The organism is Brevibacterium sp. AGC70, assembly GCF_057334195.1.
In genome coordinates this window covers 425,579-441,671 of the sequence record NZ_JBHFIH010000014.1, presented here as the reverse complement: position 1 = coordinate 441,671, position 16,093 = coordinate 425,579, and the positions used below count along the sequence as shown (strand labels likewise).

The window sequence follows — 16,093 nt, the reverse complement described above, 5'->3', positions numbered from 1 at the left end:
GCCCCCGGCGACGGCCTCGGAGAGGCCGGGCGCGAAGGTGAGGTTGTCAAGGATTGAGGCGGCATTGCCGGAACCGGCGTCCTCAACACAGTTGGTCACCTGCTCGCGCAGCCGTTCTTCCGCTCCTTCGGCCGGGTCGAACGTCGTGACCCTGTGTCCCGCCGTCAGAAACCCGGTCGCCCAGGCGGCCCCGATGACACCGGTGCCGATGATCGCCACGTCAATCGACTGTGTGCTCATGAGTTCACCTTCGCCTTCCGCGATTGCGCATACTCCACAAACTCATCGAGGGAGCGTGGGTCCTGCAGAGCCCCGGCGCTCGCCACCGAATCGGCGGTCGCGCCCTGAACGATGCGTTTGACCGGGACCTCGAGCTTCTTGCCCGTCCGACCCAGTGGGATCCGGGCCACCGGGACCACCTCGTCGGGGGTGTGACGAGGCGAGAGCCGTGTCTTCAGCTCACGAGAAATCCGACCCGAGAGCTCAGAAGTGAACGACACACCGGGCTCGCACTGGACGAAGAGGACGAGCTCGCCCATCCCACCATCGGGATCCTCGAGGTGGATGACGAGGGCATCGGCCACCTCGGCGAGGGTGTCGAGGACGGAATAGAAGTCCGCGGTGCCAAGCCGCACCCCGCCCCGGTTAAGGGTGGCATCGGAACGGCCGGTGACGACGACCCCGCCACCGGTGGTGAACTTCGCCCAGTCGCCGTGGCGCCAGATGCCGGGGTATTTGTCGAAGTACGCAGCTGCGTAGCGGGCATCACCGTCGGGTCCCCAGAAGGTCACGGGCATGGACGGTGTCGGCTGGGTGATGACGAGTTCGCCAAGATCATCGATAACCTCATTGCCGGATGCGTCGAAGGCCGTGGCGGCGAATCCCAGGGAGATTCCCGACATCTCACCGGAGTACACGGGGGTCAGCGGGGAGGCTTGGAGGATGCCGGTGCACACATCGGTGCCCCCGCAGCCGACGTTGAGCAGCACCGACTGCCCGAATTGGTCCATGACCCATTCGTAGCCCTCGGCCGGCAGTGGTGCGCCGGCGGCCCCGAACTGTGAGACCGAGGACAGGTCGAATTCCTCAGTGGGGTTGAACCCGGCCTTGCGTGTGGACATGATCGCCCCGGGTGCGACCCCCATGAGAGTGGCCTTCGTGTTTGCGGCGATGCGCCAGAGCTCCTTGGGATCGGGGTAGTTGGGATTGCCGTCGATCATGACGATTGCGGATCCCACGACCAACCCGCCGACGAGGGCATTCCACATCATCCACGCGGTCGTGGAGAACCAGCAGAACTGGCTGCCCGGGCCCAGATCGAAGTGCAGCCCGTGGTTCTTCATTGTCTCGAGCAGGATGCCGCCATGGCTGTGCACGATGGCCTTCGGCTTGCCCGTCGTGCCGGAGGAGAAGAGGATGAACAGCGGATGGTCGAAGGGGACCGGTTCGAATGCCAATTCGGCAGATCCATCCGCCGAGGCGGCCCCGAGTCCCGCATAGTCAACGACTTCGATTGCGTGGTTGAGTCTCGATCCGGTGGTGAACTGTTCGCGGGTGTTCTCATCGAGGGTGAAGTCCCCGTAGTCGAGGGATACGAGGTGGGTCAGTGAGGGGAGTGCTGCGAGGACCTCGGTGAGTTCGGCGCTGCGGTCGACGGCCTTGTTGCCGTACATGTATCCGGGGATGGCGAAGAGCACGGTGGGTTCGACCTGGCTGAAGCGGTCGATGACGGACTGCGTGCCGAACTCGGGAGCGCAGCTGGCCCAGATCGCGCCGAGACTGGCCGAGGCGAGGAAGGCGACGAGGGCCTCGGGCTGGTTGGGCAGATACCCGACCACCCGATCACCCTTCCTCACCCCCAAGTCCGCGAGCCCGGCACGGACTCTGGTCACCTCGGTGCGCAGCTCGGCAAATGTCAGAGTGAAGTCATCACGGGTCTGGGATACCGCGGTCACGGCCACGTCGTCGGCCTGATCGGGAGTGCCGAAGGAGTGCTCGGCGTAGTTGAGTGTTGCTCCAGTGAACCAGCGAGCGTACGGCATGACCCGTTCGCCGAGCACCGAGGTGTACGGGGTGTGGGGCTGGACGCCGAAGTACTCCCAGACGGATTCCCAGAAGTCCTCGATGTCGGTGATCGACCAGGTGTAGAGCTCGTCCCAACCGGTGAACGTGTACCCGAATTTTTGGTTGACCCAACCGAGGAAGTCACCGATGCGGCTGGTCTCAAGGGCATCGGAGGGAACCTCGCGGATGATTGTCGACATATAGGGTCCTCTCACTTCGTGACTTTGGGGCCGGAGCCGTCGAGGAAGGCGTGCATGAGGTCCTTGGCCTCGGTACTCGATTGGGCCACCGTGGCCATGAGGGACTCCATCATGTAGCCCTCGTCGCGGCCGGATTCGACGATGCGGGGCAGCGCCTGGGTGATCGCATAGTTCGTCACCGGGGAGTTCGAAGCGATCGAAGCGGCGAGTTCGCGTGCCTTGGCCATTCCTCCACCGGCGTCGACGCGGTAGTTGACGAGGCCGATGGCTTCAGCCTCGACCGCGTCGAAGCGGCGGCCGGTGAGCATCATGTCCTGGACGCGGGAGAGTCCGATGAGGCGGGGGACGCGGACAGAGGCGCCGCCACCGACGAAGAGTCCGCGCTTGCCTTCGGGCAGTGCGAAGTACGCGGTCTCTTCGGCCACACGCAGGTGAGCCGCGGTGGCGAGTTCGAGTCCGCCGCCGATGACTCCGCCCTGGAGGACGGCGACGACGGGGATCTGGGATTCGGTGATCCGGTTCATCGTCGTGTGCCAGCCGCGCGAGTGGTGGAGGCCGGCCACGGCATCGCGTTCGGCCATTTCTGAGAGGTCGAGGCCGGCGCAGAAGTGATCGCCGGTGGAGTTGAGGATGATCGCGGAGACCTCGGGTGAGGTGCGGAAGAACTCTCCGAGGCTGGCCACCGTCGCATCATCGAGTGCGTTGCGTTTGGCAGGGCGGTCGAGGGTGAGGATGCCGATGTTGCCCTCGGCGCTGAAGTGCAGCGTGTCGGAGATGTCGACCGTGGTCGGCTGTGCGGAGACATCGGTGAGGTGGGAAGTGGGGAGATCGGTCATGCGTTGTCCTTCGGTGCTGGTGCACAGTTGTCAGTGCTGGGGGCTGAGGGGCCGGTGGTGGCATGGGCGCCGAGTCCGCCGGCTGTGCGCAGGGAGACCTTGTGCACCTTTCCCGAACCGGTGCGTGGCAGTTCGTCGACGAGGTCGAAGTACTTCGGCACCTTGTATTTGGCCAGGCGGGCCAGGAGGAAGCCGCGCAGTTCTTCGCAAGTGGGGGCTGAGGCCGCAGACTCGACCCCGGCATCAGCGCCAGACTCGGTCTCAGGAGCAGACACGATGACGAAGGCGTGGCCGACTTCGCCCCACCGTTCATCTGGTGCCGCGACGACCGCGGCCTCAGCCACGCCCGGGTGGTCGAAGAGGGCGGATTCCACCTCGGCGGGGTAGACGTTCTCGCCTCCGGAGATGAACATGTCCTTGAGCCGGTCGACGATGAAGAGGAACCCATCGGCATCGAGATAGCCGATGTCGCCGGTGTGGAACCAGCCGCCGGGAGAGAACGCCGCATCGGTTGCGGCCTGATTGTTCCAGTAGCCGCCGGTGACATTGGGTCCGCGGACGACGATCTCACCTTTGACTCCGGACGAACATACGTTCCCTGAGGCATCGCGGACCTCCACCTCGGTGAAGGGCACGGCCCGACCCGCCGATCCCGGCTTGTCCAAGGCGCTTGCGGCGGGCAGGAACGTGCATCCGGGGGAGGTTTCGGTGAGCCCGTAGCCCTGACAGAACATGATGTCTTTGGCCTGGAAAGCCTCGATGAGGGAGACCGGGATCGGGGCACCACCGGAGTTGACGAAGCGCAGCGATGTGAGGTCCGCAGTGTTCCACCTCGGTGATTGGAGCATGTCGGAGAACATGGTCGTCACCCCGGCCATCCAGGTCAGTCCCTCGTGTTCGATGGCGTCGAAGGCACGGTCAACGTCCCACGTGGATTCGATGAGCATGTGCGCCCCGCGCAGATAACTGGTCATCACCTGTTGGTCGAGGCCGATGACGTGGAAGAGCGGAGCGGTGACCAGGGTGACGTCATCGGCGGTGAGATCCGTGTTGAGGAGGAGGTTGAAGGAGTTCCACAGCAGGTTGGCATGAGTCAGCACCGCGCCCTTGGGTCGCCCGGTCGTCCCGGAGGTGAAGAGCAGGAACGCCGGTTCGTCACCAGTGACTTCGGCGGCAGGCACAACCGGAATGTTCGACGAGGTGGCAGGGCCATCCCAACGCACCGTTTCATGGGCGACGTCCGCGCTGAGTTTCCCTGCGGTCGCGGACATATCGGGTGCGACGTACAGGTGGGCCACCTCGGCGAGGGCGAGCTGATAGTCGAGCTCGGCCGGGGCCAGGCGCCAGTTGAGCGGGATGAAGATTGCTCCCAGGCGCAGGCAAGCCAGCAGAACGACGATCGTCGCTGGGTGGTTGGGACCCAGGTAGGCGACACGGTCACCTCGCCGAACACCCTGGTTGTGCAGGTCAGCGGCGCAGGCCAGGGTGCGTTCGTGCATCTGAGTATAGGAATATGCGTCGTCGGCGAAGGTGATCGCGATCTTCTCGCCGTAGTCGGTGGCCTGGCGTTCGGAGAGCCTGGCCAGGCTGGGATGGGCGAAGGTCACAGAGTTGGTCCTTCCACGGCTGCCGGTGGGGTGGTGTTCGTCGATGGTGTGCGAGAGGTTCCTGGAGTCTCGGCGAAGTGCTGTTCGGACAGGGTCCGTGACTTCGTCTCTCCCAGGCGCCAGATGCAGAGGATGCTGATAGCGGCCACCGCCAGGAGAACGATGGACAGCGGAATGGTCGACGGAGACCCGGTCGAGCTCATGATCGCGGCGAAGAGCACGGGGGAGATGCCCGCACCGATGCCGGCGATCTGGTAGCCCAGTGAGGCACCTGTGTAGCGGTGTTCGGTGTCGAAGAGCTCCGAGTAGAGACCGGCCAGCGGGCCGTAGATCATCGGGTGGATGATGCCCTGGCCGATGACCATGCCGATGGTGATGATCAGACCGTTCTTCGTCTCCAGCATGGGGAAGAGGGCGAAGCCCCAAGCGGCGATGAGCACGGCTCCGGCGATGACGAGGGGCCTGCGCCCGATCGTGTCGGAAAGGCGGGACCAGCCGATGATGCCGAAGATTGCGAAGAAGGAGGAGAAGGACAGGGCATTGAGGATCGTCTGTCGTTCGATGCCGATCTGGACGCCGTAGGCGATGGAGTAGGTGGTGAGCAGACCCTGGAACATGAAGGCCGAGAGACCTACGCCGACGGCGAGCACCAGCGTCAGCGGCTGCTTGCGCAGGGTCGCGATGATCGGGATGCCACGCTTTGGCGTGCGCTTCTTCGCTGCGAGGAATTCAGGCGATTCGTCGACGGCGGAGCGGACGATGACGCCGATGATCAGTAGGAGGACCGAGGCGAGGAACGGCAGGCGCCAGCCCCAGGCGATGAAGGCATCCGGGCCCATGGCTGCCAGGGTGCCGGCGATGACGAGTGCGGAGACGAGCTGACCGGTGGGCGCTCCGGCGCTGGTGAAGCTGGCCCAGAAGCCGCGGTTCTTGGTGGCGTGCTCGGCAGACATGAGCATGGCGCCGCCCCATTCGCCGCCGATGGCAACACCCTGGATGACGCGGATGAGGATGAGGAGGACCGGGGCGATGAGCCCTGCCTGGTCGTAGGTGGGCAGCAGTCCGATCGCGGTGGAGGCGATGCCGATGGTGAACATGCTGAGCACGAGCATGCGTTTGCGCCCCAGCCTGTCGCCGAAGTGGCCGAAGATGATGCCGCCCAGGGGGCGAGCCAGATAGCCGGTGGCGAATGTGGCCAAGCTGGCCAGTGTGCCGATGGCTGGGGTGAGGTTGGAGAAGAACACCTCCTTGAAGACAAGGGCGGCGCAGACGGAGTAGACGAAGAAGTCGTAGTACTCGATGACGCTGCCCAGGTACGCCGAGGCGGCTGCTCGCTTGAGCATCGGTGTCGATTTCGTTGGCGTGGAGTTCGCGGAAGCCATGTGATCCTCGCTGATTATTTGGCTTGAACGGTTGTCGGGCGCGGTGGGGAGGAAGCCCGATCCTCACTGACCGGGCTCGGATCGATACTATGCATCACATCGCGGTCACGTCAACGAATTGCGATATATTATCGCGGTTGAGTGCGGAGGAGACCGTAAAGTAGTTCCATGACGGTTCACCCTCAGTCCCTCTTCTTCGCGCTCGCCGGCCTGCACATGCTCGATGACCCCAGGCCGCTGAGTGGCACGTCGATTGTGTTCGTCATGGGCGAGCTGGGTGTGGGGGAGTCGGCCGCCCGGTCCGTGCTGCAGCGGATGACGGCAAAGGAGTTCATCGTCCGTCACAAGGAGGGGCGCAAGACCTTCTACACCCTGTCTGACCGGGGCCGTGCGATTCTGCGCGAAGGTCAAGAGAAGATGTTCGCCGGCTGGCAGCCCCAGGATTGGGATTGCCGCTGGACCTTTGTCCGAATCCAGGTCCCGGAGTCGAAGAGGACTCTGCGCCACCAGATGTCGTCGCGACTGTCTTGGGCCGGCTTCGGTCAAGTCGACGGAGGTCCCTGGGTGGCACCTGGGCCGCATGATGTGGCTACGATCCTGGGGCCTGAGCAGTCCGAGATCTCCCCGATCGTCGTCTACGGCAGGCCGCAGCCGCCGACGACTGATGAGATGCTTGTCAGCGCGTTCGACTTGGAGGCATTGGCTACCGATTATGAGGCGTTCGGAGGGAAGTGGCGAGCCGTCGCACCCGCTTCGCTGTCTCCGGCTGACGCGCTGGTCAAGCGCGTGGAGCTCCATTTCGACTGGCTGACGTTGACGCGGACGGATCCGCAGCTGCCAGTGGTTTTGCTGCCTCAAAAATGGCCAGGTGCTGTGCAGGGAGATTTGTTCCGAGTGCTCAACGAAGGCTTGGATGAAGCTGAAAAATTTGTTGTGCACAAGCTGTTCTCCGGCGAGCTTTGAAGCGTCATACATGTGAACATGGGGTGATTCATTTGTGTGTCTTGAACGAAGTCGTCATGTGGGGGTGACGAACCACGACCACCCCTGCATATGACAACGCAGCCCCTTCTATTTACAGTTTGAAAGAATCAGTGGAAAACGAGTTGGGCGTTCCCTTCATCGCCACCAGTCCGACGATGCTGATCAGACAGAACGCAATCATAAATGCGGATACCGCGTAGATTGTCCCGGAGGCTCCGAAGACTGCAGTCGCAATCAGCGGTGCGAATCCGCCGCCCAAACATGCACCAATGGCGTAGGAAAGTGACACGCCACTTGCTCTGAATCTGGCAGGAAACAGTTCTGCAAATAGTGCCGCCTGAGGGCCGTAAGTAGCAGCAAGCCCGAATGTCAGAACAACGACCGAAAGAATCATGAGGAACTTGTTTCCGGTGCTGAAAAGAGCAAAGAAAGGTATTGCCCATACGATGAGGCCGACATAACCTCCTAAGTAGACCCGGAGGCGTCCCACGCGGTCACTGAGACGGGAGAATATGATCATTGAGCCGAACCACGTCAAGCACCCAACCAGCAATACGTCGAGCATGAAGTTTCTGCTCATGCCGACGGTGGCTGTTCCGTAGGAAGTAAGGAAGGCAAGGAAGATATATCCGCACGCGTTATTACCGAGAAACGAAAGTACGGCGAGGAGGATTAGCTTCTTGCTGGTCTTCAGGAGCTCCCAGAGGGGAACTTGTTCAAGTGTGGAATGTTGGGCAAGAGATTTGAAGACTGGGCTCTCGTCGACTTTACTTCGAATAATGAAGCCGAGTACTACCATCAGCGCACTTAACATAAATGGAACGCGCCAACCCCATGATTCGAACTGAGATTCCGACAGGGTAAACGTGGCACCTAGTATGACAACGTTTGCGAGAAACATACCTGCGGGAGTCCCGAGCTGGACGTAGTTGCCGAACCGCCCCCGCTGTCCCTCGGGCGCATGTTCGACTGCCATCAACGCGGCGCTTCCCCATTCGCCGCCTGCACTCAAACCTTGGAGCAGTCGCAGAACAACGAGTAGCACAGGAGCCACAGCCCCTATTTGCGCATGGGTCGGCAATAATCCGATTAGCGTCGTGGCGACACCCATCATGGTCAGTGTTATGACCATGACCTTTTTACGGCCAATCCGATCGCCGAGGTGACCAGCAAGAATTCCGCCGAGCGGCCGTGCTATGAATCCGATCGCGAACGTAGCGAATGCTGCCATAGTTCCTGCGAGTGGGGAGGCTTCCGGGAAGAATAATCTACCGATAACCAGCGCAGATGCAATGGAATAGACGTGATAGTCGTACCATTCCACGCTAGTCCCAACTGCACTTGCAAGTGCGACCCTCTTCTTTTGCTTTGGATCGATGGGAATCGTGGCGCTTGTCGATTCAGTCGTCATCAGTCTTCCTATTCGTCAGTGGAAAGGTCAATTGGTCGGCGTCGGGGCGAGGAAAGGTCAGGTTCCCGTGGTTATCCGTTCCTGTTCCCAGAATGTAATGGCTTCGGTATGGTCCACGTTGCCCAATGTGGAAAGGGCACTCGTCATAGCGCTGGCCACCGCAGTGCAAACCGGGGCCGGATCATCGACCGCAGCAGCAAGATTCTTGGCAATGCCAACATCTTTCGAATAGAGCGCGAGCGAGAACCCAGAGCCGTACTCCCGATCGACGACATGGGGTCCGAGAACATTTTCAGTGACCCAGCTTCGGCCTGTGGAGGAATTGAGAACATCAAGTATCGTGTGTTGGTCTAAACCGAATCGATCTCCAATTACCAGTGCTTCGCAGGCAGCCGTAGTTGCCGCAGCAGCGACGAAATTGTTGAGAGCCTTCATCGCGTGTCCTGAGCCGAGATCGCCGGTGCGGAAGATAACACTGCTCATTGATTCCACAATTGGAAGAGCTTTGAATATCGCCTCAGCGTTGTCACAGCCGAGCATGATCGAGAGCTCACCGGTCGTTGCTTTGGAGACTCCGCCCGATACAGGTGCATCGATGAGAGCTATTCCGTGGCTCTTCAGTATTTTTCCAAGTTCTTTAGTCTGCGTGGGATCGGACGAGGACATATCGACGATTACGGCATCAGGCGCCAAATGGTGGACTACTCCATCTCCCCAATCGAACAGAGCTTGGGAGACAATTGTGCTGGTCGGGAGCATCGTGACAACTATCTCGACCTCGGCGAAATCGCTTGGTGAGGATGCGGCCACAGCGCCAGATGCATAAGCGATCTTACTTGCAAGGTTCTGGTCTGTGTCTCGGACAATGAGGTCGAATCCAGAGTGAGCGACGTTAGCCGCCATTGGCGCTCCCATATTGCCCAGCCCTATAAATCCCACTTTCGTTGACTCACTCATCGTTGGGCTCCGTCGTGGACTCTGAAAGGACTTCCTCGAACGCGCGGAGCCCGTCAATGGCTGCGGGCAACCCGCAGTACAGGAACGAATGAATCATCACTTCGCGAATTTGGTCCGTGGTAATCCCGTTTGCAATCGCTCCGCGGAGATGAATGCGAATCTCGTGCGGGCGCCCCAGCGCGACCAGCATCGCAAGGGTGACGAAACTGCGTGTGCGAAGATCCAAACCTTCGCGTTGCCATATGTCGCCAAAACAGTAGCGAGTGACGACATCTTGGATCTTGTCGTTGAAATCAGTTGTCGTTTCAACCTGCTCTTCGGCACCCGCTGGCCCGAACATTGAGCGCCGCAGGTCAAGTCCCTTTTCATACAGCTCGTCATGGATCATGTGATGACATCCTTACAATTGGAATTGTGGTTCTGGGTCTCAATCTAGTGACCTGCTGCTCTAGTCTTCTTGTCCATTGCCGCATATGTCTTGTAGCAAGGCGCACGTAACTCACGTTGTAACCGACATGAGCCAGTTACTTGTACTTTTGCGTTGACCTGGCTTGTCTTTGTCCTACACTCGAGAACACACACTGCTCTGAGCCGGAGTGGATGTCAGATCGCAGATTCCTATGGTTCAACGTAGAAGCGAGGTGGAACTTGATGCCGGTCTTGACGAGTAGCGCACCTACTTCTCCAGTGGAGGTCGACTCTTTTGAAGCATGGCGGGAAAGGATGTCGAATCGGTTTGTCCGGCTTCATGTGAGCACGACTCGCCCCGATGACTTTCACGGGCGAATTCAGGGCCGCCGTTTTGATGATGTCAACCTCTCTCGAATCTCAGCATCGGTGCATCAAGTTGATCGGTTGCCTAAAGACATCAGGTCGGATGAAAACCGGTATTACAAACTGAGCTTGATACTCTCGGGCTCGGGGTTGATTGTTCAAAATGGTCAGCAGGCGACTTTGGGGCCAGGCGATATGGCGCTATACGACACGGGACAGCCATACAGTGCGACCTTTGCTGACCACACGGATTCAATCGTGATGGTCTTTCCGCGAGAAGCAATGAGCGTTCCGCGAGATGATGTCGACAATCTTTTGGCTCATGCTCTTCGGCCTTCCCAGCCAGGTTTAATACGTGTGGCTTCGAGCTTTCTGGAGCAAGTCGGAACTGCTCTCGGAACAGTTTCGGGACATACCGGAATACTTCTGGCGCATAACGCGCTCGACGTAATGAACACTGTGTTATATGCGGAGCTTGGTCTCGACTCAATTGCGTCACCGCGCGCATCAGCAGTCGCGGCAATTAAGGACTATATTGAACACCAACTTGCTGATCCGAGTCTGAGCCCCAGTACGGTTGCCGCTGCTCACTTCATGTCGACGCGACGTTTGCAATATCTGTTTGAAGAGGCGGGAACCACCGTGTCCAGTTGGATTCGTCAACGAAGGTTAGAACATGCGCGGCGGGATCTGCTTGATCCGTCGCTTGCCGATCTTTCGTTGATTCAAATATCAAGTCGCTGGGGTTTGGCAGACGCTCCACATTTCAGTCGCTCGTTCAAATCCGCGTTTGGCGAAGCTCCTAGTGAATACCGACGGACGGCGGAGCAGAACGGTGACCGGGAGCGGAGCTCCTGAGATTGTTGACAGACTGGATTACGTGGGCCATTCCTGTGGAAGTCGAAATCTGACCATGAGTTTGAGTGTTCGATGCAGGATCATTTCCATTTTCGAGAGATGGCAAATTTAATCAGATTCTTCGCCCGCCTGGTCAATGCCCCGCCCGAAGGCCAAATCACCTCAACCCCGACCGGTTCAACCGCTGGCTCAATCTCCTTCACCACCAGCGGATACCCCTCATAACTCGAAATATTGTTCAGCCGCTGAACCAGCACTCCGTAGCCAAGGCCACGCCCGACGAGTGTCCGAACCACTTCATAGCTGGTCGTTCGGTGACGGATCTTCGGTTGCAGGCCGCGGTCGGTGAACATTGACAGCGTGTGCTGGCTTGATGGGGGAGAGTCGAGGAGGATCATGTCGCGTTCAACCAGGTCTTCCAGCCGAACGGTCTCCCGTGAGGCGAACAGGTCATCCGCCGCCAGAACGACGTGTGCCGGCTGAGAGAAGAGCTGCGCATGGTTCGGAGCACCAGGGACGAGCGTCTCGTAGACGAAGGCAACGTCGATCTCGCCTGACTCCAGTTTGCCCGCCATGAGATCCTGCGTCGTTTCGACGATCTCGAGGCTCACACGCGGATGCTGCTGGCCGAACTCAGCGAGGAGGACCGGCAGGATCATCGGTGCCAGCGTCGGATAGCAGCCGATGGTGATCGGCCCGGCGAGCTCGCCATCGCGGGTTTTGAGGTCGCGTTCCAGTTCGTTCGCCTCGTTGATGAGACTTGCTGCTCGCGCTGCCACCTGCTTTCCGGCTGCGGTAAGCACCAGGCCGTGTGCCTTCTTACGGATACACAACTGTGCACCCATCTCATGCTCGAGGGCAGTGATCGAATCAGAAATCGCAGACGACGAAACGTGCAGTTCGGACGCCGCGGCAGAGATCGTGCCCAGCCGTGCCGCCGTAATGAGATACGAGAGCTGGCGCAGTGAGAAGTTCGGGACCTGGTCAATGTACATGTTTGCTTTTCCGGACTAGTTGTTAGATTTATTCCGCTTTTCCTTTTATAGCATCAGTCCCAGACTGGACGGTGAACGCGGTCACACCGACCGCATCCAACAAGTGCATGACGAACTCAACGATGAGGGAGACGACGATGACTTCTGGGCTCCACATGAACACGGACCAAGCGACCACCTCGGTGCCGGTGGCGGACTGGGTGAGGATTCCGGATCTCTATGAGAACCCGTTCCCGATCTACGAACGGCTCCGCGCCGAAGGCGGTGTCCACTGGGTGCCCGCGGTCAACCGCTTCCTCATCACCAGCTACGAGGCCGTCAGCGCCACCGAACACGACCAGAAGATCTTCTCCGCAGACGAAGAGGGCTCCCTTCAAATCCGCGCCATGGGCCACTCCATGCTCCGCCGCGACGACCCCGAACACTACGAACAGCGCCGCGCCTGGCAGACCGTCCTCAAGCCCGGATACGTCAAGCGTGTCTGGACCAAGATGTACCGCGAAGTCGCCGAAGACCTGCTGGCCGAACTCATCGACAAAGGCCCCGGTGCCGACCTGATCTGGGATTTCTCCGCGCCGTACGCCGCGGAGACTCTCCGGCGCATGCTCGGCCTTTACAACGCCGACCAATCCGACCTCCAGCGCTGGTCCCAGACCCTCATCGACGCCACCGGCAACTACGCAGATGACCCCGACGTCTGGGCCAAAGGCGAGAAGTCCTTCAGCGAAGTCGACACGGCCCTCGACGAGATGCTCGAACACCACCTCACTCATCGCGACGACTCGCTCATCTCAGGCCTGCTGTCCATGCCCGGCGACATCATGCCGATCGAGAAGATCCGCGCGAACATCAAGATGACCATCGGCGGCGGACTCAACGAACCTCGCGACGCCCTCGGCGTGGCAGCCCTGGCCATGTTCAACCACCCCGAGCAACGCAGCGCCGCCATCGCCAACCCCGCGCTGTGGCCGACCGTGTTCGAAGAGACAATCCGCTGGATCGCCCCCATCGGCATGTACTCCCGCCAGACCACCCAGGACACCGTGCTTGCTGGCACCCACCTGCCCGCCGGTGCGAAGCTGGGCATCTGCGTGCTTTCGGCGAACCGGGACGAAGCCATCTGGGACCGGGCTGATCAGTTCGACATCCACCGCGAGGCCAAACCACACCTTGCCTTCAGCAAGGGTGTCCACGTGTGCCTGGGCAACTGGGCGGCACGAGCCGAGATTGCCGAGGTGGCCCTGCCGCTGCTCTTCAACAGCCTCGACGGTCTCGCCATCGACGAGACTCAGGAAACCCGTGTGGGCGGCTGGGTCTTCCGCGGAATGCTCAACCTCCCCGTCACCTGGTCCAAAGCCAGCGCCGGGCCCAACTACGGGGTCACGGCCAGCGGGGGAGCCACCTCGGCGGGGGATTCCGCTTCCGCCGAGGGGAGGGGACCGAAGGTTGCGGTCATCGGTGCCGGGCCGGCCGGCTGTTTCAGCGCGAAGGAGATCCTGCGTCAGGTGCCCGGATCCACCGCTGACGTCTACGACCGACTTCCTGTGCCCTACGGGCTGCTGCGCTACGGCGTCGCCGCCGACCACCAGGGCACCAAATCCGTGTCCACACAGTTCGACCGTTTCTTCACCGATCCCCGGGCGACATTCATCGGAAACACCGAGTTGGGCACCGACGTGACCATGGACGAGCTCAAATCCAACTACGACGCTGTAGTCCTCGCCAGCGGTCTCTCCCACGACCGTCCCCTCGGCATCCCCGGCACCGAACTCAAACACGTCTACCGAGCCGGCACCATCACCCGCCTGCTCAACGGCCACCCCGACGAGACTGAGACTGATTCTTCCGAAGTCGAGTCGATGGTGCTCGGATCGCGGGTGGCCGTAGTCGGCCAGGGCAATGTCGCCGTCGACATCTTGCGATTGCTGACCTGTCAGTCGGCGACGTTGGAGGGCAGCGACATCGATGACCTCATTCACGGATCTCTGCGCAGTGACATCGCTCGCATCGACGTCATCGGCCGCTCCGAACCGCGTGCCGCGAAGTTCGACCCCGTCATGATCCGCGAGCTCGCCCGCGTGCCGGGGCTGACCCATGTGCTCCACGGGGTCGACCTCGACGCGGTTCCTGACGGCAAGGATGCGAAGCTCGACGCGCTGCGCGATCTGCTCGACCCGGAGAGTCGGGTGGGTGGTGACTTAGATCAGGGCTACGCCTCGGCGGAGGATATCGAACTGCACTGGTGGTTCGCGAGCACCCCGGAGCAGATCACCGGGTCATCTGTCGGCGAGTCTTCGCCGTCGGAATCGACTGATGCTGTCGCCGGAATCGACTTCACCCATGCTGGTGAGGCGGTCCACCTCGATGTGGACTCGGTCATCACCGCCATCGGCTTCGTCCGTGACCCGATGGCGGTCGCGAAGCAGGGCATCTGCCCGGTCTCGCCCATCCCCACCGACGGGAAGATCAACGACGGACTCTTCGCCATCGGCTGGCTCAAGGGCAATGGCCGAGGTACGATCCCCGACCAGCGCACCGAAGCTCGCGCCTTGGCCGCGACGATTGCCGCCGAGGTGACCGCCGGGTCGATCTCGACCGGTTCGGCAGGCATCGAACCGCATGAGAACGCCACCGACTTCAACGGGTGGCGCCGGATCGATCTCAAGGAGCGCCTCGGCGCTGGTGTCGGTCGATGCCGCGCGAAGATCAGGACTCGTGCGGAACTGCTGGAGGCTGCACGGGACGACAGTCTCGACGAGCAGCTCACGGTCGCCTCCGCGGGTGCTGCGAAGGACCTGGCTCCGGGCACGCCGTTGTCCATCCTCTTCGGTACGGAATCAGGCAACGCAGAACTCGTCGCAGAGGAACTAGGCACGTTCCTGGGGGAGAGGTCAGATCTGGAGGTCTCCGACCTGGCAACGGTGTCTGCGGGGGACCTGGACCCGGAACGGTTCTACCTGCTCGTGAGCTCGACGTATGGAGACGGTGACGTCCCGAGCTCGGCCACACGGTTCTATGACGAGCTGAAAGGGATGGACGTCGACCTCGCAGGAGTGCGCTTCGCCGTGTTCGGGATGGGCGATGCCAGCTACACGAAGACGTACTCGCGCGGAAGCGAGCTGCTCACCGAAGCGCTCGAAGCTCGTGGCGCCACCCGAGTGGGCGAATACGGTCGCCACGACGCCGGGGGACCCGTGCCCGCAGTGGAAGCCGCCAGCGAATGGGCTCAAGGAGTGCTGACGAGCCTGACGACGGAACTCGTGCGGGCCTGAACCGGGCCCACCGTTACATTTCTCCTGATACACCACGAACGACATGACACCGCTGACCAAGGATGTTGCCAGCGGACCGGGACTGGGCGTCGAGATCAACGAGGAAGACGTAATCGAACGCGCTTCTGAGGGGCACCGCTGGCGCAATCCGATCTGGCGCCAAGCGTCATAAGCGGATGCGCTACTTCATCGCCGCCCTACTGTTCATCACTGTCGTGGTCAATGACATGGACCGGGCAAATCCGTCCATTGCGATGCCGGCGCTCTCTGCCGAGTTCGACATCTACACCGCTCAGCAAGGACTGCTGCTCTCGGCATTCGGCTGAATCTACGCCGTCATGAAGCCGCCCGGCGGCTGGCTCGTTGACAGCGTGAGTCCACGCGTTCTCTATGTCTCGTACCTGATTCTCTGGTCACTGGCCACCCTGTTCATGGGCATGTCAGGCGGCTTCATCGCCTTCATCATCCGGGGATTGCTTGTCGGCGGCTTTGAAGCACCGGCATATCCCATCATTAACAAGGTCGCCACGGCCTGGTTCCCGGAGAGCGAACGGGGACGTGTCATTGCGTTCTACACCTCCGGCCAATTCATCGGTCTGGCGCTGCTGGCCCTGTACTGTCGTTGCTGCAGACTGTCGTCACCTGGCACTGGGTCTTCAGTCTCACGGGTGTCGTCGGCATCATATGGGCTGGCATCTGGTGGTTCGTCTACCGCGAGCCGCGGAATAAGGAAGGAGTGAATCAGGCCGAGAT

14 protein-coding genes are annotated in these 16,093 nt (G+C 60.9%); 5 read left to right on the top strand and 9 right to left on the bottom strand.

What is annotated here, in order from left to right:
• The 5 genes from ACE03M_RS12195 to ACE03M_RS12175 form a co-directional block, all read right to left on the bottom strand.
• The coding region (locus ACE03M_RS12195; protein ID WP_485934144.1) for a 3-hydroxyacyl-CoA dehydrogenase NAD-binding domain-containing protein at positions 1 to 240 on the bottom strand (240 nt) is incomplete at its 3' end.
• Positions 237 to 2,264, bottom strand: coding sequence for an acetoacetate--CoA ligase (locus ACE03M_RS12190; protein WP_485934143.1), 2,028 nt, complete (start codon positions 2,262 to 2,264; stop codon positions 237 to 239). The genes ACE03M_RS12195 and ACE03M_RS12190, both read right to left, overlap by 4 nt.
• An 11-nt stretch (positions 2,265 to 2,275) precedes the next feature.
• Complete coding sequence (locus ACE03M_RS12185; protein ID WP_485934142.1) at positions 2,276 to 3,100, bottom strand: crotonase/enoyl-CoA hydratase family protein; 825 nt, start codon at positions 3,098 to 3,100, stop codon at positions 2,276 to 2,278.
• A complete protein-coding gene (locus tag ACE03M_RS12180; RefSeq protein WP_485934141.1) occupies positions 3,097 to 4,707 on the bottom strand; it encodes an acyl-CoA synthetase in 1,611 nt (536 codons plus the stop codon). Before ACE03M_RS12180 ends, ACE03M_RS12185 begins: the two co-directional genes overlap by 4 nt.
• A complete protein-coding gene (locus ACE03M_RS12175) occupies positions 4,704 to 6,089 on the bottom strand; it encodes an MFS transporter (protein WP_485934140.1) in 1,386 nt (461 codons plus the stop codon). Before ACE03M_RS12175 ends, ACE03M_RS12180 begins: the two co-directional genes overlap by 4 nt.
• A 168-nt stretch (positions 6,090 to 6,257) precedes the next feature.
• Between ACE03M_RS12175 and ACE03M_RS12170 the strand changes: the two genes are divergently transcribed.
• Positions 6,258 to 7,052: a PaaX family transcriptional regulator gene (locus ACE03M_RS12170; protein WP_485934139.1), complete on the top strand. Its 795-nt coding sequence runs from the start codon at positions 6,258 to 6,260 to the stop codon at positions 7,050 to 7,052.
• A gap of 112 nt (positions 7,053 to 7,164) precedes the next feature.
• On the opposite strand, the gene ACE03M_RS12165 is transcribed toward ACE03M_RS12170, so the two are convergent.
• The 3 genes from ACE03M_RS12165 to ACE03M_RS12155 are packed head-to-tail and all read right to left on the bottom strand — an operon-like array spanning position 7,165 to position 9,829.
• Positions 7,165 to 8,484: an MFS transporter gene (locus ACE03M_RS12165; protein ID WP_485934138.1), complete on the bottom strand. Its 1,320-nt coding sequence runs from the start codon at positions 8,482 to 8,484 to the stop codon at positions 7,165 to 7,167.
• Positions 8,485 to 8,541: 57 nt separating this feature from the next.
• On the bottom strand, positions 8,542 to 9,441 hold the full coding sequence (locus ACE03M_RS12160) for an NAD(P)-dependent oxidoreductase (protein ID WP_485934137.1): 900 nt from the start codon (positions 9,439 to 9,441) through the stop codon (positions 8,542 to 8,544).
• A complete protein-coding gene (locus ACE03M_RS12155; protein WP_235352071.1) occupies positions 9,434 to 9,829 on the bottom strand; it encodes a carboxymuconolactone decarboxylase family protein in 396 nt (131 codons plus the stop codon). The genes ACE03M_RS12160 and ACE03M_RS12155 overlap by 8 nt, the downstream gene beginning before the upstream one ends.
• 299 nt (positions 9,830 to 10,128) lie before the next feature.
• Here ACE03M_RS12155 and ACE03M_RS12150 point away from each other — a divergent pair, with 299 nt between their 5' ends.
• Positions 10,129 to 11,073, top strand: a complete 945-nt coding sequence (locus ACE03M_RS12150; protein ID WP_485934136.1) for an AraC-like ligand-binding domain-containing protein — start codon at positions 10,129 to 10,131, stop codon at positions 11,071 to 11,073.
• Between the two features lie 80 nt (positions 11,074 to 11,153).
• Here the strand turns inward: ACE03M_RS12150 and ACE03M_RS12145 are convergent, their stop codons facing one another.
• Positions 11,154 to 12,068 (bottom strand): LysR substrate-binding domain-containing protein, encoded by a 915-nt coding sequence (locus tag ACE03M_RS12145; protein ID WP_485934135.1) that lies wholly within the window; start codon positions 12,066 to 12,068, stop codon positions 11,154 to 11,156.
• A 137-nt stretch (positions 12,069 to 12,205) separates the two neighbouring features.
• On the opposite strand from ACE03M_RS12145, the gene ACE03M_RS12140 reads away from it, so the two are divergent.
• The 3 genes from ACE03M_RS12140 to ACE03M_RS12130 all read left to right on the top strand — a co-directional run bounded on the left by ACE03M_RS12140 (position 12,206) and on the right by ACE03M_RS12130 (position 16,080).
• Complete coding sequence (locus ACE03M_RS12140) at positions 12,206 to 15,340, top strand: cytochrome P450 (RefSeq protein WP_485934134.1); 3,135 nt, start codon at positions 12,206 to 12,208, stop codon at positions 15,338 to 15,340.
• Between the two features lie 176 nt (positions 15,341 to 15,516).
• Positions 15,517 to 15,666, top strand: a complete 150-nt coding sequence (locus tag ACE03M_RS12135; protein WP_485934133.1) for a hypothetical protein — start codon at positions 15,517 to 15,519, stop codon at positions 15,664 to 15,666.
• A 45-nt stretch (positions 15,667 to 15,711) separates the two neighbouring features.
• The gene (locus ACE03M_RS12130; RefSeq protein WP_485934132.1) at positions 15,712 to 16,080 is read left to right on the top strand and encodes an MFS transporter; all 369 of its coding nucleotides are present in this window, start codon (positions 15,712 to 15,714) and stop codon (positions 16,078 to 16,080) included.
• Positions 16,081 to 16,093 lie beyond the last annotated feature (13 nt).

Coding starts and splice junctions, on each gene's coding strand:
- ACE03M_RS12190 (WP_485934143.1), bottom strand. CDS start 2,264: ATGTCGACAATCATCCGCGAGGTTCCCTCCGATGCCCTTGAGACCAGC.
- ACE03M_RS12185 (WP_485934142.1), bottom strand. CDS start 3,100: ATGACCGATCTCCCCACTTCCCACCTCACCGATGTCTCCGCACAGCCG.
- ACE03M_RS12175 (WP_485934140.1), bottom strand. CDS start 6,089: ATGGCTTCCGCGAACTCCACGCCAACGAAATCGACACCGATGCTCAAG.
- ACE03M_RS12170 (WP_485934139.1), top strand. CDS start 6,258: ATGACGGTTCACCCTCAGTCCCTCTTCTTCGCGCTCGCCGGCCTGCAC.
- ACE03M_RS12165 (WP_485934138.1), bottom strand. CDS start 8,484: ATGACGACTGAATCGACAAGCGCCACGATTCCCATCGATCCAAAGCAA.
- ACE03M_RS12160 (WP_485934137.1), bottom strand. CDS start 9,441: ATGAGTGAGTCAACGAAAGTGGGATTTATAGGGCTGGGCAATATGGGA.
- ACE03M_RS12155 (WP_235352071.1), bottom strand. CDS start 9,829: ATGATCCATGACGAGCTGTATGAAAAGGGACTTGACCTGCGGCGCTCA.
- ACE03M_RS12145 (WP_485934135.1), bottom strand. CDS start 12,068: ATGTACATTGACCAGGTCCCGAACTTCTCACTGCGCCAGCTCTCGTAT.
- ACE03M_RS12140 (WP_485934134.1), top strand. CDS start 12,206: ATGACTTCTGGGCTCCACATGAACACGGACCAAGCGACCACCTCGGTG.
- ACE03M_RS12135 (WP_485934133.1), top strand. CDS start 15,517: ATGCGCTACTTCATCGCCGCCCTACTGTTCATCACTGTCGTGGTCAAT.